The 25918-nt window shown below is 60.4% G+C and carries 24 protein-coding genes and 1 pseudogene; 14 read left to right on the top strand and 11 right to left on the bottom strand.

Annotated features, from left to right (window positions below; all coding sequences use genetic code 11):
* Positions 1-62: 62 nt before the first annotated feature.
* Complete coding sequence (locus NVB75_RS29195; RefSeq protein WP_258344500.1) at positions 63-2714, top strand: sensor histidine kinase KdpD; 2652 nt, start codon at positions 63-65, stop codon at positions 2712-2714.
* A 144-nt stretch (positions 2715-2858) separates the two neighbouring features.
* A complete protein-coding gene (locus tag NVB75_RS29200; RefSeq protein ID WP_003218747.1) occupies positions 2859-3554 on the top strand; it encodes a response regulator in 696 nt (231 codons plus the stop codon).
* A 129-nt stretch (positions 3555-3683) separates the two neighbouring features.
* Here the strand turns inward: NVB75_RS29200 and NVB75_RS29205 are convergent, their stop codons facing one another.
* The gene (locus NVB75_RS29205; RefSeq protein ID WP_258344502.1) at positions 3684-4721 is read right to left on the bottom strand and encodes a patatin-like phospholipase family protein; all 1038 of its coding nucleotides are present in this window, start codon (positions 4719-4721) and stop codon (positions 3684-3686) included.
* Positions 4722-4938: 217 nt separating this feature from the next.
* On the opposite strand from NVB75_RS29205, the gene NVB75_RS29210 reads away from it, so the two are divergent.
* The 3 genes from NVB75_RS29210 to NVB75_RS29220 all read left to right on the top strand — a co-directional run bounded on the left by NVB75_RS29210 (position 4939) and on the right by NVB75_RS29220 (position 6961).
* On the top strand, positions 4939-5217 hold the full coding sequence (locus tag NVB75_RS29210; RefSeq protein ID WP_003218744.1) for a hypothetical protein: 279 nt from the start codon (positions 4939-4941) through the stop codon (positions 5215-5217).
* Positions 5218-5297: 80 nt separating this feature from the next.
* Positions 5298-6062: a CHAD domain-containing protein gene (locus NVB75_RS29215; RefSeq protein ID WP_258344505.1), complete on the top strand. Its 765-nt coding sequence runs from the start codon at positions 5298-5300 to the stop codon at positions 6060-6062.
* A gap of 101 nt (positions 6063-6163) precedes the next feature.
* Positions 6164-6961: an acyl-CoA thioesterase II gene (locus NVB75_RS29220; protein WP_258344507.1), complete on the top strand. Its 798-nt coding sequence runs from the start codon at positions 6164-6166 to the stop codon at positions 6959-6961.
* A 19-nt stretch (positions 6962-6980) separates the two neighbouring features.
* Here NVB75_RS29220 and NVB75_RS29225 read toward each other — a convergent pair.
* The 3 genes and pseudogenes from NVB75_RS29225 to NVB75_RS29235 all read right to left on the bottom strand — a co-directional run.
* Positions 6981-7238, bottom strand: a pseudogene (locus tag NVB75_RS29225) (terminase); the annotation flags it as partial.
* A 107-nt stretch (positions 7239-7345) separates the two neighbouring features.
* Positions 7346-8827 carry a methyl-accepting chemotaxis protein gene (locus NVB75_RS29230; protein WP_258344510.1) on the bottom strand — a complete coding sequence of 494 codons (1482 nt, stop codon included), beginning with the start codon at positions 8825-8827 and terminating at the stop codon, positions 7346-7348.
* A 96-nt stretch (positions 8828-8923) separates the two neighbouring features.
* The gene (locus tag NVB75_RS29235) at positions 8924-9730 is read right to left on the bottom strand and encodes a TatD family hydrolase (RefSeq protein WP_258344511.1); all 807 of its coding nucleotides are present in this window, start codon (positions 9728-9730) and stop codon (positions 8924-8926) included.
* A gap of 238 nt (positions 9731-9968) precedes the next feature.
* Here NVB75_RS29235 and NVB75_RS29240 point away from each other — a divergent pair, with 238 nt between their 5' ends.
* The 3 genes from NVB75_RS29240 (at position 9969) to NVB75_RS29250 (ending at position 12490) form a co-directional block, all read left to right on the top strand.
* Positions 9969-11390, top strand: a complete 1422-nt coding sequence (locus tag NVB75_RS29240; RefSeq protein WP_258344512.1) for a transglycosylase SLT domain-containing protein — start codon at positions 9969-9971, stop codon at positions 11388-11390.
* A 103-nt stretch (positions 11391-11493) separates the two neighbouring features.
* Positions 11494-11928: a DoxX family protein gene (locus NVB75_RS29245; RefSeq protein WP_258344513.1), complete on the top strand. Its 435-nt coding sequence runs from the start codon at positions 11494-11496 to the stop codon at positions 11926-11928.
* Between the two features lie 253 nt (positions 11929-12181).
* A complete protein-coding gene (locus NVB75_RS29250) occupies positions 12182-12490 on the top strand; it encodes a hypothetical protein (RefSeq protein ID WP_003218736.1) in 309 nt (102 codons plus the stop codon).
* A gap of 4 nt (positions 12491-12494) precedes the next feature.
* On the opposite strand, the gene NVB75_RS29255 is transcribed toward NVB75_RS29250, so the two are convergent.
* The 3 genes from NVB75_RS29255 to NVB75_RS29265 are packed head-to-tail and all read right to left on the bottom strand — an operon-like array spanning position 12495 to position 15964.
* Entirely contained in the window at positions 12495-14300 is a 1806-nt protein-coding gene (locus NVB75_RS29255; protein ID WP_258344514.1) for a Gldg family protein, read from the bottom strand.
* A 15-nt stretch (positions 14301-14315) separates the two neighbouring features.
* Complete coding sequence (locus NVB75_RS29260) at positions 14316-15041, bottom strand: ABC transporter permease (RefSeq protein WP_258344515.1); 726 nt, start codon at positions 15039-15041, stop codon at positions 14316-14318.
* Positions 15038-15964 carry an ABC transporter ATP-binding protein gene (locus tag NVB75_RS29265; protein WP_258344516.1) on the bottom strand — a complete coding sequence of 309 codons (927 nt, stop codon included), beginning with the start codon at positions 15962-15964 and terminating at the stop codon, positions 15038-15040. The genes NVB75_RS29260 and NVB75_RS29265 overlap by 4 nt, the downstream gene beginning before the upstream one ends.
* Before the next feature lie 317 nt (positions 15965-16281).
* On the opposite strand from NVB75_RS29265, the gene NVB75_RS29270 reads away from it, so the two are divergent.
* Positions 16282-17493, top strand: a complete 1212-nt coding sequence (locus NVB75_RS29270) for a hypothetical protein (RefSeq protein ID WP_258344517.1) — start codon at positions 16282-16284, stop codon at positions 17491-17493.
* A gap of 149 nt (positions 17494-17642) precedes the next feature.
* Positions 17643-18116, top strand: coding sequence for a transcription elongation factor GreB (greB, locus tag NVB75_RS29275; protein WP_008437752.1), 474 nt, complete (start codon positions 17643-17645; stop codon positions 18114-18116).
* Positions 18117-18162: 46 nt separating this feature from the next.
* Here the strand turns inward: greB and NVB75_RS29280 are convergent, their stop codons facing one another.
* Entirely contained in the window at positions 18163-20673 is a 2511-nt protein-coding gene (locus tag NVB75_RS29280) for an ABC transporter permease (protein ID WP_258344518.1), read from the bottom strand.
* Positions 20673-21356 (bottom strand): ABC transporter ATP-binding protein, encoded by a 684-nt coding sequence (locus NVB75_RS29285; protein WP_010176179.1) that lies wholly within the window; start codon positions 21354-21356, stop codon positions 20673-20675. Before NVB75_RS29285 ends, NVB75_RS29280 begins: the two co-directional genes overlap by 1 nt.
* 10 nt (positions 21357-21366) lie before the next feature.
* Here NVB75_RS29285 and NVB75_RS29290 point away from each other — a divergent pair, with 10 nt between their 5' ends.
* The 3 genes from NVB75_RS29290 to NVB75_RS29300 all read left to right on the top strand — a co-directional run bounded on the left by NVB75_RS29290 (position 21367) and on the right by NVB75_RS29300 (position 23365).
* The gene (locus tag NVB75_RS29290) at positions 21367-21972 is read left to right on the top strand and encodes an arylesterase (RefSeq protein WP_258344519.1); all 606 of its coding nucleotides are present in this window, start codon (positions 21367-21369) and stop codon (positions 21970-21972) included.
* A 58-nt stretch (positions 21973-22030) separates the two neighbouring features.
* Positions 22031-22324 carry a hypothetical protein gene (locus tag NVB75_RS29295; protein ID WP_003218723.1) on the top strand — a complete coding sequence of 98 codons (294 nt, stop codon included), beginning with the start codon at positions 22031-22033 and terminating at the stop codon, positions 22322-22324.
* Positions 22325-22396: 72 nt separating this feature from the next.
* Positions 22397-23365 carry a L,D-transpeptidase family protein gene (locus tag NVB75_RS29300; RefSeq protein WP_258344520.1) on the top strand — a complete coding sequence of 323 codons (969 nt, stop codon included), beginning with the start codon at positions 22397-22399 and terminating at the stop codon, positions 23363-23365.
* A 132-nt stretch (positions 23366-23497) separates the two neighbouring features.
* Here NVB75_RS29300 and oprI read toward each other — a convergent pair whose 3' ends face one another.
* Complete coding sequence (gene oprI, locus NVB75_RS29305; protein ID WP_003172710.1) at positions 23498-23749, bottom strand: outer membrane lipoprotei OprI; 252 nt, start codon at positions 23747-23749, stop codon at positions 23498-23500.
* Between the two features lie 626 nt (positions 23750-24375).
* Between oprI and NVB75_RS29310 the strand changes: the two genes are divergently transcribed.
* Positions 24376-24657 carry a GNAT family N-acetyltransferase gene (locus NVB75_RS29310; protein WP_003189869.1) on the top strand — a complete coding sequence of 94 codons (282 nt, stop codon included), beginning with the start codon at positions 24376-24378 and terminating at the stop codon, positions 24655-24657.
* Positions 24658-24771: 114 nt separating this feature from the next.
* Here the strand turns inward: NVB75_RS29310 and NVB75_RS29315 are convergent, their stop codons facing one another.
* Positions 24772-25848, bottom strand: a complete 1077-nt coding sequence (locus tag NVB75_RS29315; RefSeq protein ID WP_017477367.1) for a 3-deoxy-7-phosphoheptulonate synthase — start codon at positions 25846-25848, stop codon at positions 24772-24774.
* Between the last annotated feature and the right edge of the window lie 70 nt (positions 25849-25918).

Genomic DNA, 25918 nt, shown 5'->3' on the forward strand with positions numbered 1-25918 from the left:
GGGCTTGCTCGCGAAGGCGGACTCAAGAAACCCACATCAACACCTGAAGGAAGACCGCCCGCATGAGCGACTCCGGCCGCGCCGATGCCCTGTTAGCCGATCTACCCCGGGACGGCCGTGGCCGGCTCAAAGTCTTCCTCGGCGCCGCGCCCGGCGTGGGCAAGACCTACGCCATGCTCCAGGCCGCCCACACCCAGCTGCGCCAGGGCGTGCGGCTGATTGCCGGCGTGGTGGAAACCCACGGCCGCGCCGAGACCGAAGCCTTGCTCAGCGGCTTGCCACAACAGCCGCTGCTGCGTTCCGAATACCGCGGCGTGATGCTGGAGGAAATGGACCTCGACGGCCTGCTCGCCGCCAAGCCCAAACTGGTGCTGGTGGACGAACTCGCCCACAGCAACGCCCCCGGCAGCCGTCACGAAAAACGCTGGCAAGACATTCAGGAGTTGCTCGCCGCCGGCATCAACGTTTTTACCACGGTCAACGTCCAGCACCTGGAAAGCCTCAACGACCAGGTGCGCGGCATCACCGGCGTGCAAGTGCGCGAGACCTTGCCCGACTGGGTCTTGCAGGAAGCCGACGAACTGCTGCTGATCGACCTGCCATCCCGCGAGCTGCTGGAGCGCCTGCGGGACGGCAAAGTCTACGTGCCGGAACAGGCTCGCGCCGCCATCGATGCATTCTTCACCCAGACCAACCTCATGGCCCTGCGCGAGCTGGCGATGCAAACCGCTGCGGCCCATGTCGACGATGACTTGGCCCAGGGTTATCGCCAATTGGGCCAAGCCGCGCCCGCCGTGCGTGGCCGGTTGTTGGTGGGCGTGGATGGCGATGCCCAGGCCGAACGCCTGGTGCGTCATGCCAGCCGCGTAGCCCAGCGTCGGCATTTGCCGTGGAGTCTGGTGCATGTGGATAACGGCCGGGTACGGGATGAACAATCGCGCCTGCGCTTGCAAAACGCCCAGCAACTGGCCGAGCGTCTTGGCGGTGAAGTGGTGTTGCTGCGAGCGGGGGAGGTGGCCAAGACCCTGATCCAGCACGCCGCCGAGCGTCGCGCCAGCTTGATTCTGGTGGGGCAGTCCCGGCCGCGCTGGCGGCGCAATCTGTTTGGTGGCGGCTTGGCGGCACGCCTGCTGCGCAATGCCCGGGGCCTGGAAATCAACGTCCTCGACAGCGACGAAGTTCCGGCCCCTCCGCGCCTGCCGGATGTGCGTGGGCTGGTGTGGTTTGACTATGCCCTGGCGGTGGTGGCGACCGTGATCGCGGCCGCAGTCGCATGGGGTGTCGCCAGTGCTTTGCCGTTGCCGAATATCTCGCTGGTGTTCCTCGCCGCCGTATTGCTGGTAGCGGTACGTAGCAGCTTGGGCCCGGCGTTGGCGTGTGCGGCGCTGTCATTCCTGAGCTACGACTTTCTGTTTATCCCGCCGAATTTCTCCTTCGCTATCCAGCGTGAAGAGGACGTGCTGACGCTGTTGTTCTTCCTGCTGATGGCCGCGCTCACCGGCAACCTGGCCGCCCGCCAGCGTCGGCAGTTGCAGGCGTTGCGCGACACCCAGGAAGAAACCACCGAGCTGCTCGACTTGTCCCGCAAGCTCACCGCTGCCACCGATCGCCAGGCGGTGATCAGTGCAGCCGCGCATCACCTGGAAGGCTGGAGCGACCTGCAACTGTGCCTGCTCAACCGCGACGGCCAGGGCGACTGGAAGGTCGAGACCGGCGGCCCGATCACTTTCACCGAAGCCGAGCGCGCCGCCGCCGATTGGGCCTGGCAGCACGATCAGCCGGCCGGCATGGGCACCGGCACCTTGCCGTTCGGGCGCTGGTGGTGGTGGCCGTTGTCCAGCGAAGAAGGTCCGTTGGGCCTGCTCGGTGTCAGCCCTAAAGCCGGGCTTGAACTGAGTGGCCAACGCCGTCGCCTGCTCACGGCCTTGAGTCAGCCATTGGCTCAAGCCCTGGCCCGTGCGCAGCTCGGCCAGGAACTGGAAGCGGCACGCCTGCACGGTGAAACCGAGCAATTGCGCAGTGCCTTGCTGGCCTCCGTGTCTCACGATTTGCGCACACCGCTGACGTCCATGCGAGGCAGCATCGACAGCCTGCTGGCCCTCGGCGAGGCGATTCCCCTGGAAGATCGCCGGGAGTTGCTGGAAGGCACCCGCGATGAGGCTGAGCGCCTGGATCGCTACATCCAGAACCTGCTGGACATGACTCGCCTGGGCCACGGTGCGCTGAAGCTGGCGCGGGACTGGGTCTCACCCGGCGATATCGTCGGCAGTTCCCTTGGCCGTTTGCGTGCGGTGCTGGCGCCGCTGCAAGTGACCACCGACGTGCCGCCCGAACTGCCGTTGCTGTATGTGCATGCGGCCTTGATCGAGCAGGCGCTGGTCAACGTACTGGAAAACGCTGCACGCTTCTCACCGCCACAAGGCCGCCTGCAACTCAGTGCCGGCGTGCAGGATAATCAATTGTTCTTTGCGGTCGCCGATGAAGGCCCGGGTATTCCCGAGGAGGAGCGGGCGAAGATTTTCGACATGTTCTACACCGCCGCCAGAGGTGATCGTGGCGGGCAGGGCACCGGGCTCGGCCTGGCGATCTGTCAGGGCATGGTCGGTGCGCACGGCGGGCATATCAGCGTGGCCGACGGCATCGACGGTCGCGGTACCTGCATCACTTTATTCCTGCCATTGCAGACGCAGCCTGGGCTGGAAAGCGAACTGTAGGATCGATGGGCGCGTTTGGCTCTTGCTCGCGAAGATTGTTAACGATGATGATGGTGTTCTGAGTTAACGCGCAGCCCTTGGGTTTTTCGCGAGCAAGCTCGCTCCTACAATGAAATGTTTCTTCACGGATTTTGATTGGACACCATGAGCCAGACTGCGACGATTTTGGTCATTGACGACGAACCGCAGATCCGCAAGTTTTTGCGTATCAGCCTGGCCTCCCAGGGCTATAAAGTGATCGAGGCCGGTACCGGCAACGAAGGCCTGGCCCAGGCTGCCTTGAGTAAGCCGGACCTGCTGGTGCTCGACCTCGGCCTGCCGGACATGGACGGCCAGCAAGTGCTGCGCGAGTTTCGCGAGTGGTCCACGGTGCCGGTGCTGGTGCTGTCGGTGCGGGCCAGCGAAGTGCAAAAGGTCGAGGCGCTGGACAACGGCGCCAACGACTACGTGACCAAGCCGTTTGGCATCCAGGAGTTTCTCGCGCGGGTGCGGGCGTTGCTGCGCCAGGCGCCGGCGGGGGAGGCCCAGGAAGCGGCATTGCGGTTTGGCCCGCTGACGGTAGACCTGGCTTATCGGCGGGTGCTGCTGGACGGTGTCGAAGTGGCGCTGACCCGCAAGGAATACGCGGTGCTGGCGCAACTGGCGCGGCATCCCGGGCGGGTGATCACCCAGCAGCAACTTCTCAAGGATATTTGGGGCCCGACCCATACCGAAGACAGCCATTACCTGCGGATTGTGGTGGGGCATCTGCGCCAGAAACTGGCGGATGATCCGACTCAGCCACGGTTTATCGTGACTGAGGCTGGGGTGGGCTATCGGTTGTTGAACACCGAGGCCTGAAGCGTTAGCTCAACCTGTGGCGAGGGAGCTTGCTCCCGCTGGGCTGCGCAGCAGCCCCAAAATCCTGGGAGCGCTTCGCACTCCAACGGGAGCAAGCTCCCTCGCCACAAACGCTCGGTTCATAAATACTCAGTGTTGCTCGCTCTCGTAACGATCCAGCGTATCGCTGGCGATCTCCCTGCCCAGCGCGATCAACTCCGGCGCTTTGTAAAATTCGAAAAACCGGCACACCCGCTTCGGCACGTTGATCAGAATATCCGGCGGGTAACCGGCGATCTTGTACTGCGCCAATGACGTCTGCATCACCTCGAAGCTCTGGTTGATCAGATCCAGCAGCGACGCGGGCCCCACGTTATCGATGATGAACGAGCCGGTCGCCGACTTGGGCGCCCCGGCCTTTTCCGGTGCCGCCGCCGGTTGTTGCGCCTCGGGTTCGGCAGAGTCCAGCCACGGGTTGATATCGGCAGCCTGGGCCAGCAGCGCTTCCTGTTCCAGCATCAACAACTGCTCGGCCTGCTTGCGCCGAAACGGCAAGTGCGAACCCAGTGAACGCACCAGGTTATCGAAGCGGCTCCTGAACGCCGGCGGACGCTGGATCACCGGAAGCTTGTAGTGCTTCTGGTTGGTGGAGTTGAGGTTGACCGCAATGATCAGGTCGCAATGGCTCGACACCACCGGCACGATCGGCAACGGGTTGAGCAGGCCGCCGTCTACCAGCATGCGGTTGCCCTGCATCACCGGGGTGAACAGGCTGGGAATCGCCGCCGAAGCACGCATGGCCTGGTGCAGGCAGCCTTCCTGGAACCAGATTTCCTGCTGGTTGGTCAGGTCGGTGGCCACGGCGGTGTAGGGAATGCGCAGGTCTTCGATATTGATCTCGCCGACGATCTTGCGGATCTGCCCAAAGACCTTTTCGCCACGAATCGCCCCCAGGCGAAAGCTCACATCGACCAGGCGCAGCACGTCCAGGTAGTCGAGGCTTTCGATCCAGTTTCGATACGCTTCCAGCTTGCCCGCGGCATAGATCCCACCCACCACCGCACCCATGGAACAGCCGGCAATGCAGGCGATGTCATAGCCGCGTTTTTCGATTTCCTCGATCACGCCGATATGGGCGTAGCCCCGGGCGCCACCGGAGCCCAGCACCAATGCAACACGTTTGTTCATGACCTGATCCTTCGCAAAACAGGTGCCCACAATGCACCCATCGAGGGGCGCGCTTCAATCATCACCGCCACAACCGATTATTTTCGCGAGCGGGCGACCCTGCTCGGGTATGCTCTGGCAATCGGAGCTGCGGATTCAGGCAGTCGGATAAGGCACTTTTCTGTGTAGGCAACGTCTACAGCTGTGACTGTTTTTTCTTTTCTTGAGGTGTCATTTGATGAAAGCCTGGATGTGTGTGCCTGTGATCGTGTTGGCCCTGGCCGGTTGTGCCGGGAAAACCGCTTATCGCGACAGCTGCGGCACGCAACTGGACGCGGCGTGGCACGAGCTGGATCTGGCCAAGGCCGAAGGTTTTGCCGGCACCGTGAGTTACTCCAAGGCTCTGTCGTTGTTGACTGGCGCCAAGACCCAGCAGCAGTTCGAAGCCTTTGAAGGCTGCTCGACCAAGGCCGAGAAGGCCCGCTTCTACATTCGTGAGTCCCGTGCAGGGCGCTAACCCCGCGTAGCAGCTGTCGAGTGCAACGAGGCTGCGTCGGCGGCCTCAAGCCCGAAGGTTTAATCATTGAGGAGGAAAGGATGTCAGCCTTGGTCGATCAGCTAGTCGCTCAGGTCATTGGCCTGGAAGTAGGGTTACTGAACTGCCAGGCGCGCCTTGCCGCCGTCACGGACGACGAGGCCCTGCATGATCTGCGCACCACGGTGCGGCGCTTGCGCAGCCTGTTGCGACCATTGCGCGGGTTGCCCGGTGTCGAGCAACTCGAGGCGGCCGCCAGTGCCGTCGGCCAACTGACCACACCGTTTCGCGACCGTGAAGTGTTGGCGGCCTACCTCCACCAGCACGGCCATCACGAGGCCGCTGAGCGGCGTATGCGGCAGCAGCCGGTCACCTACCGCTCGGTTGCACAAGGGCCGGAGCTGGCGCAATTGTTGCTGATCCTCGATGCATTCCCGCGTTTTATCCGCGCTTCCCAACGGCAGAAATTGCTCAAGGGCCTGAGCACGCGCATTGAAAAACGCCTGGCCAAGCAATGGAAAAACCTCGGCGAGGCGCTGCGCGATCCCAACCATGACCGTCATCGCCTGCGCCTGTTGATCAAGCGTGTGCGTTATGCCGCCGAGGCTTATCCCGCGCTGAACAAGCTGCCGCCTAAAGCTGTGTCCCGTCTCAAGGCAGCCCAAGGCGCCCTTGGCGATTGGCACGACTGCTGGCAATGGCTGGCGCAAGCCGGGCACGAGCCTGATTTGCAGCCGTGCGTGACCGGCTGGCACCGCACCATGGCCGAGGCCGAAGGGCAAGCGGACCGAGTGCTGGACAAGTTGAGCGCTGACTGCTTCGCGTGATGGCGCGGCCTTTCTGTCCGGACTTTTGGCTGGAATAGGTGCTGTGCGGCGCAGGCCGGGTGGTTAAGATCCCTCAATCCTTCCTTCAAGTTGAGATCGCCATGCGCTTTAGTGATTTGCTCGACGCTGCCCGCAGCCACCCGCTGGACGTCTCGGTCCCGGCCGAATGGGCCCAGGGCCGCGCCACCTTTGGCGGGTTGGTCGTGGCGTTGGCGTACGAAGCCCTGCGTGCGCAGGTCCCGGCGGATCGCCCGCTGCGTTCGCTGGCGATTACCTTTGTCGGCCCGGTGGCGCCGGATGTGCCTGCCCGCTACGAAGTCGAAGTGCTGCGCGAAGGCAAGGCCGTAAGCCAACTGCTGGGCCGTGTGGTGCAGAACGGTGAGACGATGACCCTGGTGCAGGCCAGCTTCGGCGCGTCGCGGCCCTCGCAGATCGACGTCGCCGCTGAACCGGCGCCCACCTTCAAACACTGGGATGAGTGCCAGGAGCTGCCCTACGTCAAAGGGGTGACACCGGAATTCATGCGGCACCTGGCGATGCGCTGGAGCGTCGGCGGTCTACCATTCACCGGCAATAAATCCCGTGAGATGGGCGGCTGGGTGCGCTTGCGTGGCGATGTGAAAGAAGAACCGCTGACCGAGGCGCATATCCTCGCGCTGGTGGATGCGTGGCCACCTGCGGTGCTGCCGCACCTGACCCAACCCGCACCGGGCAGCACCCTGACCTGGACCATCGAATTCGTCCAGCCATTGCAAACCCTCAGCACCCTGGACTGGTGCCAATACCGGGTCCACATCGAGCATGCCCGCGACGGCTACGGCCATGCGGCTGCGCAGCTGTGGAGCCCAGACGGGCAGTTGATTGCTATCAGTCGTCAGTCGGTGGTGGTGTTCGCCTGAGCCCTCAGACCAACAGGTGTTGATCGTTGGAGGCATCGCTGGTGCGTGTCTCCAGGCTGCGACCGTGATGCTGCAATGCCAGCGCGGCCACAATACCGACAACCCCGATAGCGACGCTCGCCAGGTTCTCGCTGAACACCCCGGAGACCATCAACAGAAAGCCGATCACCAACAGTGGCAGCGCAAGCAGCTGCAGCACTTGATTGGTTGCATGCTGATTATTCTGCGGGTGGGTGCGCCATTGCCAGGCGGGGAGATTTGGATGACGTTTGCCCATGATCGTGATTCCTCTGTCCGTTGAAACATCTTGAACAGAGTGTAGGACGGGCAGGGCGGGGCGGCGAATCAAGGATGGCTATGGAGGCCATAGCCATTCCTTCGGGTTTACAGCTTCAATTGTCCGATGGCCTTGCTCAGTTCGCCGGCCAGGGTCGCCAGCTCATTGCTGGTGGTGGCCGAGTCCACGGTTTGTTGCACGGTGTTCTCGGTGACGTCACGAATGCTCACCACGGCCCGATTCATTTCCTCGGCCACATGGCTTTGCTGCTCGGCCGCCACGGCAATCTGCGTATTGCTCTCGCGCATCTGCGCCACGGCCCCGGTGATTTCAGCGAGGGCGATCCCGGCCTCTTGCGCCTGTTGCACGCAGTCGTCGGCCTTGAACGAGCTTTCCTGCATAAAGTCCACCGCGTCCCGGGTGCCGGCTTGCAGGGCGGACACCATACGGGTGATTTCATCAGTGGAACTCTGCACCCGCTTGGCCAGGTTGCGCACTTCGTCGGCGACCACGGCAAACCCTCGACCCATTTCACCGGCACGCGCCGCTTCGATGGCGGCGTTGAGAGCCAGCAGGTTGGTCTGTTCGGCGATGCTGTGAATCACCCCGACTACGCTGTTGATTTTCTGGCTGTCCTCGGCCAGCTTCTGGATCATTTCGGCGGTCTGCTGCACGCCGGTAGACAGCCCGGCAATCGAGCGTTGCACCCGGCTGACCACTTCCTGGCCGCTGCCGGCGAGGGTGTCGGCAGTCTGGGACAGGTCGCGGGTGGCGCCGGCGTGCTGGGCGATATGGTAGACGGTGGCGGTCATTTCGTTGATCGCGGTGGCGGCCTGGTCGGTTTCGCTTTGCTGGCCGAGCATGCCGTGTTGCACCTCGTTCATGCTGCTGGCCAGGCGTGCGGCACCGTCGTCCAGTTGCTTGGCGGTGCGCGCGACGGTGTTGACCACTCGCTGATAACCCGCCTGCATCGCGTTAAAGGCACTGGCCATCTGCCCGACCTCGTCCTTGCAGGCCAAGGGAACGCGGGCCGAAAGGTCGCCGGTTTTTTCGACGTGCAGCATCACGTCTTTCAAGGTGTTGAGCTGGCTGAGCAGAAAGCGGATCAGCAGCTGTGAGGCGCCGAGCATGGCCAGCATCAGAATCATCACCGCCACGGCGTAGTTGGCGAAACGGTCTTCGAACACTTGGCTCAAGCTGGGTCCGTAGGCCAGGACGGCGACCTCCTGGCCGTCGGCGCGGCTGATCACTTCGGCGCCTATCAGCGGGTTGTCGCCGAACAACGGCATGTGATTGAAGTCCACCCAGCCACTGGCGGTGGCCAGGGCTGACAGGTCCTCGTCGCCCAGTTGTGGGGCTTTGCCCTTGGCATAGGTCAGCCAGTGCTCGCCCTTGGGCAGCGGTTGGCCGGCGGGCCAGGCACTGAGCAAGCGCGCCTGGGCTTGCGCCGACGCCTGGGAGGCTTGGCTGCGGGCCTGTTGTTCGAGCTGCACGGCGTACAGCACCAGCAGCAGGGTGGTGATGAAGGCGACCGCGTTCACGGCCCAGAATTTGTACTTCAGTGAGATGTTGCTAAGCCAGGCACCCATGGAAGGTTTTCTCTGATAGCGGAAACAGCATTGGCAAGGTGCCATTATTGTGCCGCTATCGAGGCGCCGGGTTTTGATATGGGTCAATGAGCCGCGTCAATCCGGCACAGGCAATCCAAAAAAGGCCCGGGCGCAGGCGGTGCTGTGTTGCGCCAGGTCTTCCACGGATTCTTCGCGGTGCAAGGCGACTTCCCGCAGGACTTCCGGCAAATAGGCGGGTTCGTTGCGCCCGTTTTTCGGCTTGGGTCGCAAGGTGCGTGGCAGCAGGTAGGGCGCATCGCTTTCCAGCATCAGACGGCCCCGGGGAATTTCCCTGACCAGCGGATGCAGGTGCGTCCCACGGCGCTCGTCGCAGATCCAGCCGGTAATGCCGATGTGCAGGTCCAGGTCGAGGTAGCTGAACAACGCACGCTGCTCGCCGGTGAAGCAGTGCACCACGGCAGCCGACAGGTGATCGCGGTAGTCCCGCAGGATTTCCAGCAGGCGTTGATTGGCATCACGCTCATGAAGAAAAACCGGGAGTTTCAGTTCCACGGCCAGGGCCAGGTGTTCTTCGAGGACTTTTTCCTGCTGGGGGCGCGGGGAGAAATCCCGGTTGAAGTCGAGCCCGCATTCACCCACCGCACGCACACGGCTTTCCTTGAGCAGACCGCGCAGGCGCTTGGCGCTTTCGGCATTCCAGTCACTGGCCGAGTGGGGGTGGATACCGGCGGTGGCGAACAGGCGTTGGCCGCTTTCGTCCAGTTGCTCGCACAGTTCCAGGGCCTGTTCACTGCCGTCGACACTGGTGCCGGTGAGTACCAATTGGCTCACCCCGGCGGCGTAGGCGCGGTCGAGAACGGCCTGGTGCTTTTCGTCGAAACTTGGGTTGGTCAGGTTGACGCCGATATCAATGAGTTGCATGGTGCTACCTCCGCCTGCGGTCGGAAAGCATATCAGAGCTGTAGATTTATAAGAAAAACCAAGAACTACAACGAGTTAAAGCTGTCTTTGAAAGTCGCAAGTAACACCGTGTTTGGTTTGTCGCCATCTGCCGTGCCACCCTTGCGCCCAAAGCCTGCGCTCATGGCGCTCTGTTTCTGTCCCCCAACGCCTCGTTTTGCGCGAAGCAATGGGCAGTATTCTTTCTTCCGGAGAGCGGATGATCCGACCCTCGGCGTTGCTTGTGTTGTGCCTGACGTTACTGCTGCCCATGGCGGCGGTTGCGCGTCTGGACGGGCCGCTGGAAGTCACCAAGCCCGGCAAGGTCCGGGACCTCGCGCAGATCCGCAGCAGCCGCACCTTGCGGGTGTTGGTCAACCAGAGTCGCAACAGTTCCGGTGAAGTCCAGGGCCAGGCCATCGGTGTTGAATACCACCGCCTGCGCGCTTTCGAGCAATACCTCAACGGTCACGCTCGTGACGGTGAAGAGATCAACCTCAAGATTATTCCCAAAGCCAAGGATCAACTGATTGGCGCATTGGCCCGTGGCGAGGGCGACCTGGTGGCCCCCGGCGAATTGCTTGATGTGAAGGCTGCCCACAAGATTGCCGCCAGCGACCCGATTGCCAGCGATGTGCCGTTGTGGCTGGTAGGGCTCAAGGGTGAGCGGCGGTTTACCAAGCTTGAGCAATTGTCCGGGCGCACCCTCGCCTTGACCACCGGCAGTGCCGCGTCGGACGCGATCAATCAGGTCAACCAGAAGCTCGCCCTGCACAAGCTGCCGCCGGTGAAGGTGGAATGGGTCGACCCCAGCCTGGCGGTGGAAGACGTGCTGGAGATGGTCCAGGCCGGGATTTTCCACCTGACCATTGTCGAGCGACCGATTGCCGAGCGCTGGGCGAAGATCCTGCCCAAGCTGCGGTTTGACCGGCAAGTAGCCATCAGCGAGCCGGGCGAAGAGTATTGGTTTGTACGCCAGGATGCTTCGATGCTGCGGGCCAGCATTGATCGTTTCCTCAAGACCTACCACACCCCGTCCGATCAGGACGTAGCCTTTCAGCGTATCTACCGCCGCCTGTATCAAGTGCGTTATCCACTGGCCCGTGCCGACCGTCAGCGCCTGGAAAAACTGCGCCCGGTGCTGCAAAAGCATGCCCGTGAGCAGGGCATGGATTGGCTGAACCTGGCCGCGCTGGCGTTCAAGGAGTCTGCCCTCGACCCCGGCGCCAGAAGCAGCGGCGGGCCTACGGGGCTGATGCAGATCACGCCATCGGCGGCGCAGCGGGTTGGGGTCAATAACATCGAGAGCCTGGACAGCAATGTGCAGGCGGGCGCGCGGTACCTGGCGATGATCCGGCGCAAGTTTTTCTCAAGCCCCAAGCTCAACGAACGCGAGCGCATGGCGTTTGTGCTGGCGGCCTACAACATGGGCCCGGAGCGGGTGCAGGGCATGCGCGCCGAAGCGCGGCGGCGCGGGCTTAACCCAAACCAATGGTTTTTCCAAGTGGAGCGCATTGCCATGGAGCAGGTGGGAATGGGTGGCGTCAGCTATGTTAATAGCGTGAACAAGTATTACCTGGCGTTCGATCGGGAACGGGAGTCGTTGGAGCCGGCAGCGCCACGAGTTGCGTCACGGAAATAATCTATTAAGTCGATGGTTATTAGCCGTTTTATCGGCTTTTATCATTGCCTAAACTGATTAATATAGCGGCCAACCAACCCCTACATCGAAAAGGATTATCAGCATGAGCCCATTGATCACCCGCATCCTCTCCACCCGCGCCGGCTACGGCCTGACGATCCTGCGGATTTTTGTCGGGATCATCTTCGCCGCCCACGGTTCGCAGAAACTCTTTGGCTGGTTTGGCGGGGGTGGCCTGGCGGGCACTGCCCAGTGGATGGAAAGCATCGGCCTGGCACCGGGTACCTTGATGGCGCTGTTGTCGGGTGGTACCGAGTTCTTCGCCGGGCTGGCGCTGATCATTGGCCTGCTGGCGCGACCTGCGGCGTTGGGCTTGTCGATCATTTCCCTGGTGGCGATTTTCTCGGTGCATATCCATAACGGTTTGTTCATGGCTAACAACGGTTACGAGTTCGCCCTGGCGTTGCTGGGCGGTACGCTGGCGGTCTTGTCGGAAGGTGCTGGCAAATTGTCTGCCGACCGCGCCATCACTCACTGATACCGCGTAAACCCGTTTAAAGGCCCGCCCCGTGCGGGCCTTTTCATTGCTCGGGATTCTTGACACCGCCCTACAGGCTTCTCTAGGATGTTGCTTGCGCCGATTTAAACAGCTAATTGCGGGGCGCCACCGGTGACTGATCACAGTCCCGACAGAAGCCAGAGCCCTGGGCCAGCTTCGAAATTCCGCTAAAGCGCTGGTTCGGTGTTGCCTCTCACCTGCCCGCAGACTTTTGAGGCAGAGACACGACACGATGAATGCATTACGCCCCCTTATACGCCTGGCCCCGATCACCGCGGACCTTACCCAACGCAATCCGAAAATCCTCTTGGGCGGCAAGCACCAACCGACGCTACTGCGTTATCTGGATGGTTGGCCACGTCGCACGGGGCGGCCTTCGGCCTTTTTGATCCAGTTTGTCGAAGACGGCGATTCCCTTGCGCGCTTTGCGTCCAACAGCTTTGACCTGGCCGTTATTCAAGCCCCCAGTGCCAGCGACGCGGGCGAAGTGATACGCCAGTTGACCCGGATAGCCCGGCAAGGGCTGATAGCCCGGCGCTGAGCCCTCAGTGAAACGCCGTAGGAGACAGATGCAGGCGACGGCGGCGCAGCAGGAAAATACCCCACGCAATCAGGCACAGTATCAGCGGCACAGGCAGGATATTGAGCAGTTTCACTTTGCGCTCCAGGGCGTGAACCTCGGCGTATGACTGAACCTTCAGCGCTTGAATTTCCATGGGTAGTCGCAAGCGTTCCCTGTTGAGCGCTTGCAGCAATGCGTTGGAAGTTACGACTTGGGCGCCCGGCGAGGCCGTCCGGGGGTTCAGCAATTGCCATTCCTTTTCCGTTTGCTCCAGGCGTTGCGTTCGTTCGGCGGACTTTTCCTGGAAGGCCCGTGCCGCGTCTTCGCGCATTGCCTGTAACACCTGCAGCGATCGACCGCCACCTGTGCGGGGGCGAACATTCATCAGGGTGTCAGGCCCGGTCAGGTTATCCAGGGTGTTCAAGACAAACATCGCGTTATCTGACGAGGGGCCACTCGGCGCGTGGTTGTCGTGGAGCATTCCAGCCACACGATCGCTGAGCAGATCAGTGTCCGCGACTATCACGACATGGATGTGCACAGCCTTTTGCAAGCCGGCTTTACGCCCGCTGATCCCATCAGGAAAGACAGAGTAGGCAGGCCCCTCAATGCGGGCGGCGATGACCTGTTGCTGACCACGGGCGGCAGCCTCGGAAATCAGCGAATCGAACTGAGCCGGCAGGGCAAAGCGCTCAGCATCAAACAAGGCCGCTTGCCCGGAGCTTTGCAGCAGCGGGGTGAAGGTCATGCGGCTCTTCTTGGCGGGGGCCAGCGCTCCGCTGCTCAAGACATTGACGCTGTGGAGCTTCCAGCTGCTGATGTCATCCTGTGCCATCGCATAGCGCGGCAAGGTCAGCGCAGCGGGATGGCGCACCGCAGGCTGGCCTGTGGTCATGATCACTGAAGTGGCGTGGTCATGATCGGCGATTACCTTATTCGCGTGCATCTGGACGCCCCAGGCAGTCAGCAATGCGTCCAGTCTGGCGTTTTCCGGGGCTGCGACGCTGGTATCCAGCCCGGCAAGCGGGTCGATAAACATCATCAACTTGCCTGCACCCAATACGAACTGATCGATTGCGTACAGGGTAGGATCAGGCAGTTTGCCGGGATGGACCACCATCAAGGTTTTGATGTGTTCGGGAATTTTCTCGATGCCTGGCTCCAGGCTCACGAGGTTGAATTGGCGGCGCAGCGCCTGCAATGACTGCCAGGGAGGCGTATTCACGCCGCTCTGCTCATCCCGTTCGCCGTCCATTGGCAGCGTGGATATCAGGCCTATCACCGGTTGCTCCGGGTGGATCACTTTATGAAGCAGATGGCTGATCTCATATTCCAGCAGCGACTCCCGGTCCAGGCTGAATGCCTGGATGCTATGTGGCGCATGACCCGTGCTGGTACCGACAAGGCCGAAGAATCCTTGTTGGTCGTCAAGCCCCAGTAACCTGGCTTTGTAGTCGTCTTCCGAAAAAGGCTTGGGATCGATGAGGTGCAGGTTGATTTTGCCTTTTGCCGCTTTTTCATACTCCTTGAGCAACCACTCGACCCGCTTGGCGTAGCTTTTCACGGCATTGGATTTTTTTGGATGTTTGCTTGAGTTGAAAAAGTACAGGTCAACCGGTCGCTCCAGTGAGGCGAGCAGTGTCCGTACAGGTTCGGATAATGTATGGATTTTATGTTCTGAAAAATCCAGTCGTATAGTTGGGAGTTTCAGTGCCCACACCAGGTTAAAAGCAAGAAAGAGTAACAGTAGGGTGATGATTGTGATGCTGGCGCTTAACGGCGTTCTCATCGCGGCGTGTCCTTCTCAACGGTTTCTGACGTTCAGGGCAATAGTCGTCATGGCGAGAAAGGTGACGATGATGCTGATGAAGTACAAACTGTCTTGAAGCGCCAGTACCCCTTGGTCCATGGCGTCAAAGCGGGTTGAAGGACTGAGGGACGTAACGCGGTCGATGAGCCAGATCGGCGCTTGATGTTCAATGGCATCAAGAATGGAAGACAATCCGCTCGCGACCAGCAGTAAACACAGGGTGACCGTAAATATGATGAGGCGATGGTGTGTCAGTGTGCAAATAAAACTGCCCGCCGATAGATAACTTCCGGCGAGTAGCCAACTTCCAAAGTATTGGGAGGCAATGACGCTATTGTCAGGGTTTCCAAAGTAATTAACCGTGATAACAATGGGAAAGGTCAACATCAAGGCAATGCCAGAAACAATCCAGGCCGCCAAAAACTTCCCGACGACCCTTTCGAAACCCGTGACGGGCAGGGTGCTCAGGAAGTCCATGGAGCCCGCAGTGTGTTCATCCGCCCAAAGTTGTGTGGAAAGCACAGGGGTCAACAGCAAATAAAGCCATGGGTGCAGTTGGAAGAAGCCATGCAAGTCAACGCTGTTTTGTTCCAGTAGCTGACTTGTATGGAAGCCACATACAGCGGCGGCGATCAGGAAAACAGCAGTGCTCAGGTAAGTGATGGGCGCGGAAAAGTAACTGGCCAGTTGACGCTTGATGATGACCGGTAGAAGTTTCAAACCGAAGCCTCCTGGCTCATGTGATGGATAACGTCATCCAGGCGTCCGGGCTCCAGGGTCAGGGTATTGATTTTCCAGCGGCGCTGGGTGATCAGTGCGTTGATATGGGGGTAAATGGTTTGCCCCGGCATGGCGAGTACGGTCACTGTGCCGGGCGTCTCGCGGTCTTCCTCGATGCCGGCAACCCCGGGTAATACCGCCAGGGCCAACAGGTCCAGCGGCGTGTCGGCTGCAAGGGTGACTGCCTGGTAATGCCGGGAACCGCGCTGCAGTTCGGACAAGGAAGTGTCTGCCACTAATTGACCGTCGGCGATGATCAGTGCCCGATTACAAATGCCGGTCAACGCTTCGGGCGTGCGGGACGCGACAATGATCGTCATTTCGTCGGTCAGCGACTTGATGAGCATTCTGACTTTGTGTTTCTGGTCGGCATTCAGACCTTCCGTTGGCTCATCGAGCAACAGCAGGCTGGGCTCATGCAGGATTGCCTGAGCGATGGCTACTTTACGTTTCAACCCTGCCGGGAGGGTTTCGATGGGGTATTTGAGTATCCGGCAAAGTTCAAGCCGTGCGGCTGCGCGGTCAATCATCTTGCGTTTTTCCGCGCCGCGGAATCCGCGCATGTCGGCAATAAAGCTGAGGAAGCCCTTTACGCTCATTACGCTATGGCTCAGGCATCGTTCTGGCTGGTAGCCGGTGATTTTCTTCGCCTGGAGTGTATTGAGGACAATATCGTAACCGAATACTTTTACATGGCCTGAAGAGGGGGGAATCGAGCCTGCTATCATTTTGACGATAGTTGTTTTTCCCGCACCATCATTTCCAAACAATCCCAGGCATTCCTGAGGTTGGGCATTGAATGAAAAGTCGTGGATGATGTTTTTCCCGCCCATCCTTTTTGTCAGGCTCGTTATCTCGATCATTATGCTTTTCTACTGAATGTTTATGGCAAGGCTCGGTTAAGTCGAGACCTCGAATAACCTGCATGAGCGGCAGGTTGTGAATGTTCGAAAAGTCAAAAGTTGAAATATTTTGTTATGCGCGTGTCCAGGGTCGTATTGTTAAAAAATGGTACGTTCAATAGGCAGTCTTGGAAACGTTGAAGCGCCTGAATAAGATAAGTCCTACGTGTCAAGCGATGGCTCGCTGAAACAATTGTTAGGCTTTTGATGTTTTAATTACTGTCGTTGTTTATTTGGCGTGTATTTGTTCTGCCAATTTGAAATGGAGCCTGAACGTCATGCTGCTTCTACGTACCCTTGTTCTTGAACAATCCGGGCATGATGCACCGGTCAACGGCGCACTGCTGTGTGGTTTTGCAGTGGCTCAGATCGCTTCGAACTTTCTTGCCTATAGTCTGGATGAAGAGACAGAACCCGGTAGTTCACGGGTATACATCGCAGCGTTGCGAAAAAAGTCCGATCGGTACTTTCTGGGCGCGATAGATTCCAAGGAAGACCTGCAAACAGCGACCCATGTCTTCAAGCAAATACTGACGCTTGCCGCAGCATCCGGTACCAAGTCCGCAAACACCGGCGAAGCTCAGATTCCTTATCATTTTGTTGACCTGAAAGGCTGCAAGCTGCCTCCCGCCAGGCCTGAAGATCATCACTCGTTGACGATCAAGAAATCCCTGGTGATGAAGGTCATTACCCTGGGAACCTCGACGCCCGGTTTGCCCGCCATCGAAAGCAACTCGTTGATTGTCCCTTCGATTCGTTTCTCCTCAAGGATGATTTCTCCTACGAGGGCCGCGGACCCTTCCGAGCCCCCGCCGCCGTTGCCCGAACCGGTGTCACAGGCACCCGTGGATATGTTCGAGATAACCGAGCCACTGATCGAGCCGCCCATCGAGGCGCCGGTAGTCGTCGTGCCTCCGCAGGCACCGGTAGCGCCACAGCCTGAACCCACCCACCAGGCGCCGCTGGCTGCCCGGCAGGACACGGCCTCCCTGTTCGAGGTGGACGATACGCTGGCCAATCTTTCCCGAGTGGCGCAAGAGTTGACGCAGCAAAAGCTCAGCGTGCTCAAGCAGGAGGAAGCACTTGAGCAACGACGCCTCGAACTGCGCCAGGAAAAGCTCGAGCTTGAGCAGGAGATTCAACGGAGTGCCGAGAAAGTTGCCGAAAAAGAAACTTCCCTGGAACAGTTGGCCCGCACGCTGACTACCCGGGAGGAGCATCTGGCGGGGTGCTCGGTGTTAAACCAGGCAGAGCAGCGTCGAATGGACGAGCGTGCACGCTACCTGGAGAGCGAGGAAGCTCAGGTGCAGAACCGTGAACGGGTGGTCAGTCACAAGGAGGAACAACTGACGGCTGCACTGGTTCAGTTGCCTGTCCTGCGGGAAAACCTGAGGGTCGCGCTTCAAACCCTGGACGAGTCGCTTGCACGGCTGGCTGAGACCGGACGCAGCCAGCCTGAAAGCCGGCTGCTTGGGCAAGATGCAGATTGACGCTGAGGGGCAGAATCCATCGGTAGGTCTGGCTACTTTCCTCTGTTCATTTATCATCGACCTCCACCGCTGGCATCGGGCGTTAAATGCGTTGTGCCGGATGCAGCAGCGGGTCTGAACATTGGAAACTTCCAGGGGATGTAGAGCTTTTGAGCACCAAGCTGATTACCAAAGAAGGTCATGAAGCCCTGAAAAAGGAGCTTGATTACCTGTGGCGAGAAAAGCGTCCTGATACCACCCGTAAAGTCACGTGGGCCGCTTCCCTGGGAGATCGGAGCGAAAACGCCGACTACCAGTACAACAAGAAGCTGCTGCGGGAGATTGATCGCCGGGTGCGCTATTTGCGCAAGCGTCTGGAAGACATGCGCGTGGTGGAGTACATGCCGGAGCAGGAAGGCAAGGTGTTCTTCGGCGCCTGGGTGGAGATCGAAAACGAACAGGGCGAGACCAAGCGCTTTCGTATCGTAGGTTACGATGAGATCTATGAACGCATGGACTACATCTCCATCGATTCACCCATGGCGCGTGCGTTGCTGCGCAAAGAGGTGGATGACGAGGCGCTCGTGCAGACCCCGAGCGGCGAAGTGTGCTGGTGGATCACCGCCATCGAATATGTGAAGTAACAACGGATGGCCCGCCCTCTTGATAGAGTGCGGGCCATTTGCGTTTTCAGCCCTCGCGCAGCACCGTCAACGGGCTGGCATTCAGCGCGCGACGAGTGCCAAACACACCGGCACCGCCGATCAGTACCGCACCGATCACCGGCAGCAGCAATAGCCACGGATGGGGGTGCCAGACCAGGTCGAACGCGTAGCGATACAGCACCAGTGTCACCAGTTCCGTGCCCAACGCCGCCAGAAGGCCGCTGACCGCGCCCAACAGCCCGAACTCGATACGCCGCGCCTTGACCAGCAACTTGCGCTCTGCTCCCAGCGCCCGCAGCAGGGCACCTTGGCGAATCCGCTCATCGAGGGTTGCCTGGAGCCCGGAGAACAACACAGCCATCCCCGCAGCCAGGACAAACAACAGCACATACTCCACCGCCAGGGTGACCTGGGCGAGGATGCTGCGCAGCTGTTCAAGCAGCGCCTCCACTTGCAGGATGGTCACCGCCGGGAAGGCCCTGGACAGGTCGACGATCTGCTGGTCATGACCGGGTGCCAAGTAGAAGCTGGTCAGGTAGGTGGTAGGCAGGTCCTTCAAGGTGCCTGGCTGGAAGATCATGAAGAAGTTCGGCTGGAAGTTATCCCAGTTGATCTCCCGCAGGCTGGTAACCCGCGCTTCACGGTTTTCTCCGCCGACGGTGAAGACCAGGTGATCGTTGAGCTTGAGTTTCAGGCTGTCAGCGACCTTGGCCTCCACCGAGACGCCGGGAATCTCGTCGGTGGGTTGCGCCGTCCACCACGAACCCGCCGTCAGCGTGTTGCCTGGCGGCAGGTCGGCGGCCCAGGTCAGGCTCAGGTCGCGCTGTACCGCACGATCGCCGCTGGAGTCCTTGCTGACGATTTCCTGCACCGGGGCGCCATTGATGCTGATCAATCGGCCCGGCACTACCGGATACAGCGGTGCAGACTGTGCCTGCAATTCCAGCAGGCGTGCGCCGAAGGTGTCTTTGTCGGCGGGCAGAATGTTCAGCGCGAAATAGTTGGGGGCGTCCTTGGGCAACTGGTTTTGCCAGGTGTCGAGCAATTCGCCACGCAGCAGCGCGATCAAGCCCATGGACAACAGGATCAGCCCGAATGCCAGGGACTGGCCCGCCGCCGCCAAGGGATGACGCAGCAACTGGCCCAACCCCAGGCGCCAGGGCAGGGACGCACGGGCCAGCAGGCGTCGCAGGCTTTGCAACAGCAGCAGGAGCAGACCGCCGAGAACCAGTGCGGCAATCACACCACCGCCCAGCAGGGCGAAGGTCAGTACCAGGTCGAGGCTCAAGCGCCACATGATCAGGCCAAGTGCGAACAGCGCGGCACCGTAGACCATCCAGGTGCTGGAAGGGATCGGCAGCAGGTCGCGCCGCAATACCCGCAACGGTGGCACGCGCCCCAGCGCGGCCAATGGCGGCAGGGCGAAACCGGCGAGGGCGACCAGCCCGGTACCAATCCCGGCAATCGCCGGCAACAGCCCGCCGGGTGGAACGTCCGCCGGCAGCAAGTCATGCAACAGCGCAAACAACCCCAATTGTGCGAGCCAGCCGAGCAGGGCGCCGGTCAGGCTGGCCAGCAGGCCCAGCACGGTCAATTGCAGGCTGAACAGCAGCATGGTCTCGCGCCGGGACAGCCCGAGGCAGCGCAATAAGGCACTGGCATCAAAGCGTCGGCTGGCGAAGCGGTTCGCCGACAACGCCACCGCCACGCCCGAGAGCAGCACCGCCACCAGACTGGCCATGTTCAAGTAACGTTCGGCCTTGCCCAGGGCACCGCCGATCTGCTGGTTGCCGTCCCGCGCATCCTGCAGCCGCTGGTTGGCAGCCAGGCCGGGCTTGATCAGGTCGCGATAGGTTTGCAGTACGGTGCCGCCTTGGGGCGCGCGCCACAGGTCGCGATAGCTGACACGGCTCCCCGGTTGCACCACGCCGGTGGCGTCGAGGTCGGCCAGGTTGATCATCACCCTGGGCGTCAGGCTATAGAAGTTGCCGGCGCGGTCCGGCTCGTAGGTCAGCACGCGGGCCAGGCGCAGGGTCTTCATGCCGACGTCGATGCTGTCACCGATTTTCAGGTTCAGTGCCGTCAGCAATCGCGCTTCCACCCAGGCTTCACCGGGCTTGGGACCACCCCCGGCGGTTTCCTCGGCGAAGGGTTCTGCGGCGCTCTTCAGCTCGCCGCGCAACGGGTACTCGTCGTTGACCGCCTTGATGCTGGAGAGCTGGATGCCGTTGTCGGTGGCAATAACACTGGAGAACTCCACGACCCTGGCATGCTGCAATCCCAGCTCGGTGCCACTCTGGATTTGCTCGGTACGGGCGGGTGAGCTGCCTTCCAGCACCAGGTCGGCCGCGAGGAATTCCGTGGCACGCAACATCATGGCGCCGTTCAGGCGCGCACCGAAGTAGCCAATGGCGGTGCTGGCGGCGACGGCCACCAGCAGGGCGAAAAACAGCACACGCAGTTCGCCGGCGCGGGCATCGCGCAGCAACTGGCGAAGGGCAAGGCTGAACAGGCGCAACAAGGGCAAGCGTGCCATCAAGGCTCCAGGGGCGCGACCATCAGGCCGGCTTCAAGACGGATCAGGCGGCGGCAGCGGTGGGCCAGGCGCTCATCATGGGTCACCAGCACCAGGGTCGTGCCGCTCTCTTTGTTGAGTTCGAACAACAGGTCGCTGATACGCTCGCCAGTGTGGCTGTCGAGGTTGCCGGTGGGTTCGTCGGCAAACAGCACGTCCGGTTCGGCGGCAAACGCCCGGGCAATCGCTACCCGTTGCTGTTCGCCGCCCGAGAGTTGGCGCGGCGAGTGAGTAAGGCGCTGGCCCAGGCCGACGCGCTCCAGCAGGTGCCTGGCACGTTCGCGGGCGTCCTTGCGGCCGTCCAGTTCCAGGGGCAGCATCACGTTTTCCAGCGCATTGAGGCTGTCGAGCAACTGGAAGGACTGGAACACAAACCCCACGTGCTCGGCGCGGATGCGCGCACGCTGGTCTTCGTCGAGGGTACTCAGGGCTTGGCCGGCGAGGGTGACTTCGCCACTGCTCGGCAGGTCGAGGCCGGCCAGCAGGCCGAGGAGGGTGGATTTGCCGGAACCGGAGGCGCCGACGATAGCCAGGCTATCGCCCTTGTTCAGTTCCAGGCTCAGTTCGTGCAGGATAGTCAGTTCACCTTCCGCGCTGGGAACCACTTTGCTAAGGTTTCGCGCGGTGAGAATGCTTGCGCCCATGGAGAATCCAATGCGAATGTGGTTTTTGAGTGCTGGCCTGGCCTTGATGTGCATGGCCCAGAACGCAGCGGCGGGTACAGTCCTGATCGTTGGCGATAGTATCAGTGCCGGTTTCGGACTGGATACCAGCAAAGGGTGGGTAGCGTTGTTGGGACAACGGCTCAAGAGCGAAGGTTTCGACGATAAAGTGGTCAACGCCTCCATCAGCGGTGACACCAGTGCCGGAGGCCTGGCGCGGCTGCCGGTGGCGCTTGCAGAGCATAAGCCGGACCTGGTGATCATTGAGCTGGGCGGTAATGACGGCTTGCGTGGGCAGCCACCTGCGCAATTGAAACAAAATCTTGCATCGATGATTGACCAGTCCAAGGCCAGCGGTGCCAAGGTGCTGCTGTTAGGCATGCAGTTGCCGCCTAATTACGGACCGAAATACACCACCGCATTTGCGCAGGTCTACGGGGACCTGGCTCAGGAAAAAAGTGTCCCGCTGGTGCCGTTTTTCCTTGAAGGCGTCGGTGGTCATCCGGAGCTGATGCAGGCTGACCAATTGCACCCGGCGGTTGGCGCGCAGGGCAAGTTGCTGGAAAATGTCTGGCCAACGCTAAAACCACTGCTATGACGCTTTTCTAGCAGCGGTCTTTCGGCTAAGGTGGCGCCCCCCCGATTTGGAGCCCCCGATGTCGCGTCCTGCCTGGTCCCTGTTTGCCTACCAACTGATCGAGCCTGACGAACAGCTGGATCTGTTCGCCTGCCAGGAAGTCCGGGTGCATCTGGTGACGCGTCAATTGGAGTTGGGTGGGTCGATCGACCGCACCCTCTGCGGTACGTTATTGCCTGCCCAGCCGCGTTGGTCGTCGGTGGATCGCTCGATCTTCCAGGACCAGCGTTTGTGCCCCCTGTGCCGGGCGATCCTCGAGTCGCAAAAGCGCGGCACACCGCCGATCTGGCCAGAGCTGCGCTTCGAACTTTGAATATGGGTGCCCGCCGGGCAGCCGTGTACAATCCATTTTTTACTACCCGTCGATCTGCGAAGGAATTCCCGGATGTTGTCGCGCCTTTCCGCCGTCACCTGCTGCCTGTCTCTTGCTGCGCTCTGCGCGGCCGGTTCTGCTGCAGCGTTGCAGTTGCCTTTGCCGCCACCGGGTGAAGATATCGTTGGCCAGGTCCAGGTGATCAAGGCCAAGTACGAAGATACCTTCGCTGACCTGGGCACCACCTACGACCTGGGTTATTCGGAGATGGTCGCGGCCAACCCGGGCGTCGATGCCTGGTTGCCGGGGGCGGGTACCGAGATCGTGTTGCCGACGCGCTTCATCCTGCCACCCGGCCCCCGTGAAGGCATCGTGATCAACCTGGCGGAATACCGGCTCTATTACTACCCCAAGGGCCAGAACGTGGTGTACACGTTCCCGTTGGGGATTGGCCGTGAAGGCTGGGGTTCACCGGTGGCCCACACCACGATCACGGGCAAGATCCCGAACCCGACCTGGACCCCGCCAGCCTCGATCAAGGCCGAACACGCCGCCAATGGCGACCCGTTGCCCAACGTGGTGCCGGCTGGCCCGGACAACCCGTTGGGGCCGTTCAAGTTCACCCTGGGCACGCCCGGCTACCTGATCCACGGCTCCAACATGAAATTCGGCATCGGTACCCGTACCAGCCACGGTTGCTTCCGCATGTTCAACAACAACGTGCTGGAAATGGCCGACATGGTGCCGGTGGGTACCTCGGTGCGGATTATCAACGACGCCTACAAGTTCGGCGCAGCCGGTGGCAAGGTTTACCTGGAGGCGCATACGCCGTTGAACGACGATGGCACGCCATCGGTAGTCGACAAGCACACCGCGGTGATCAACGCTTTGCTCAAGCGTGAAGACCTGTCCAACAACCTGCGGGTCAACTGGGACCAGGTGCGTGATGTGGTTGCCGCCGAAGACGGTTTGCCGACGGAAATCGGTGTACCGGGCGGGGCGCCAATGGTGTCGAGTACGCCGGTCGATCTGCAGCAATAAGCCTGCACGATCCATAACCCGTTATCGCCTCGCGCGGTGACGGGTTTTTTATTGTCTGGAATCCTGTCAAATTGCGGGCAAAAAAAAGCCGATCCAAGAATGGACCGGCTTGATAACAATCCCGAAGGATTATTACTTGCGGCTTGCTTTTTCAAGCATGCGCAGAGCGCGCTCGTTAGCTTCGTCAGCAGTCTGTTGTGCTTTTTGAGCAGCAGCCAGAGCTTCATCAGCTTTACGATAGGCTTCGTCTGCACGAGCCTGGGAGCGAGCTGCTGCGTCTTCAGTTGCAGTCAGACGAGCTTCGGTTTCTTTGGAGACGCTGCTGCAACCGGTAGCCAGAACTGCGGCCAGAGCCAGAGCAGAGAATTTCAGAACGTTGTTCATCGTGTTCCCCTTCAAGGACTTTCTATTAAATGACTACTCTCTCAGAGTGAGCTAATAGCCGGCGTACATACTACCCATTACTTGTAGTAAGTAAACTGACGTAGCGCAAGAAGCAAAAAAAATTCTCGCGGCCAATCTATTTTGGCTAATCTTTTGAGAGTCTGTATAAAAAATATCCAGATTCTTGCACTCGGCCGAGGATTGGATCCAGCCTGAAAGGGCCGGCCGGCATGTGTTAAGCCATGTAAAGATAAGTCATTTTATATATCGTCCCTGACACTATTGTTCAGATTGTCTTTTCGGTCTTCGGTATCTTTTGTGCATGTTGAGGTGACTTTAAGAGCGCGTGTTCGTCTCAAGCTTCAACTGCCGGCAATGTTCAGGCCATCGACCTAAGGATGCTCGATTGGCCCTTTCTATGTCCGCCAGCGCAACGGAAGACGAGCGCGTCTTGAGCAATTGTGCGATTGGCGCCTACTATTTCCCTGTGTTGGTTGTGAGCGCTAGTGCGAGGCACTGGTGGCTTTTCTCGTTGTCGAAACCGGCACCGGGTGGCGTAGATGTTCCTTCGCCGGAAAAACATCGGTAAGGTAGGGGTCAGAAACCAAGACCCGCGAGGAGTAGTGATGAGCGAGGCGTTGTCCATCCACCATGACCAGGCTGGTCATCAGTTCGAGACCAATGTGGACGGTCATCGTGCCTATCTGACCTATATGGACCTTGGGAAGCAGACCCTGGATATCTATCGCACCTTCGTGCCCAACGCATTGCGAGGCCGTGGCATTGCTGCCGCGCTCACCGAGGAAGCGTTGAAGTTCGCCGAAGAGGCAGGTTATACGGTGATCCCGTCCTGCTCCTACGTGGAGCGCTATATGGAGCGCCACCAGCGCCATGCCGCAAAGCTTTGAGCATTGAGTAGGGCGGGACGCAGAGCATCCCAGGATGCATTCCCACGCAGAGCGGGGGAACGATCAAAAAAAACGCCGGGTTTAGCCCGGCGTTTTTGTGTCCGCAGTCTTTGCTCAGCCGCGTTGGCGCTTGGGCAAGACGTCCTTGAGCTTGGCATGCATGCTGCGCAAGGTGGTCTCGGTGGCAGCCCAGTCGATGCAGGCATCGGTGATCGACACGCCGTATTGCAGGTCGGCCAGATCCTTTGGAATCGCCTGGCAGCCCCAGTTCAGGTGGCTTTCGACCATCAGGCCGATGATCGACTGGTTGCCTTCCAGAATCTGGTTGGCCACGTTCTCCATCACCAGCGGTTGCAGGGCCGGGTCCTTGTTGGAGTTGGCGTGGCTGCAATCGACCATGATGTTCGGCTTGATCTTCGCCTTGTTCAGCGCCTGTTCGCACAGGGCCACGCTGACCGAATCATAGTTGGGCTTGCCGTTGCCGCCACGCAGTACCACGTGACCGTAGGCGTTGCCCTTGGTGGTGACGATGGACACGCCACCTTCCTGGTTGATACCCAGGAAACGGTGCGGGCTGGACACCGACTGCAGGGCGTTGATCGCCACCGTCAGGCCGCCGTCGGTGCCGTTCTTGAAGCCCACAGCCGAGGACAGGCCGGAAGCCATTTCCCGGTGAGTCTGGGATTCGGTGGTACGTGCACCAATCGCCGACCAGCTGATCAGGTCTTGCAGGTACTGCGGGGAAATCGGGTCCAGGGCTTCGGTTGCCGTCGGCAGGCCCATTTCCGCGAGGTCCAGCAGCAGTTGACGACCGATGTGCAGGCCATCCTGGATCTTGAAGGAGTCGTCCAGGTACGGGTCGTTGATCAAGCCTTTCCAGCCGACGGTGGTACGCGGCTTCTCGAAATAGACGCGCATCACCAGGTACAAGGTGTCGGACACTTCTGCCGCCAGCACCTTCAGGCGCTCGGCGTATTCGTGGGCAGCCTTGAGGTCATGGATCGAGCACGGCCCGATGACCACGAACAGGCGGTGGTCGGTGCCGTCGAGAATCTCACGGATGACTTCGCGGCCCTTGGTGACGGTCTGCAGGGCAGCGTCGCTCAGGGGGATTTCGCGCTTGAGCTGATCGGGCGTGATCAGGGTCTCGTTGGATTCGACGTTAAGGTCGTTGATCGGTAAATCAGCCATCGTGTTACTCGTCAGGGTCACGGGTGCCGGCCGCCAGCGAACCCCGTGCGGCGGAGCACAGCATGATTTA

This window comes from Pseudomonas sp. CBS (genome assembly GCF_024734645.1).
Taxonomy (GTDB): Bacteria; Pseudomonadota; Gammaproteobacteria; order Pseudomonadales; family Pseudomonadaceae; genus Aquipseudomonas.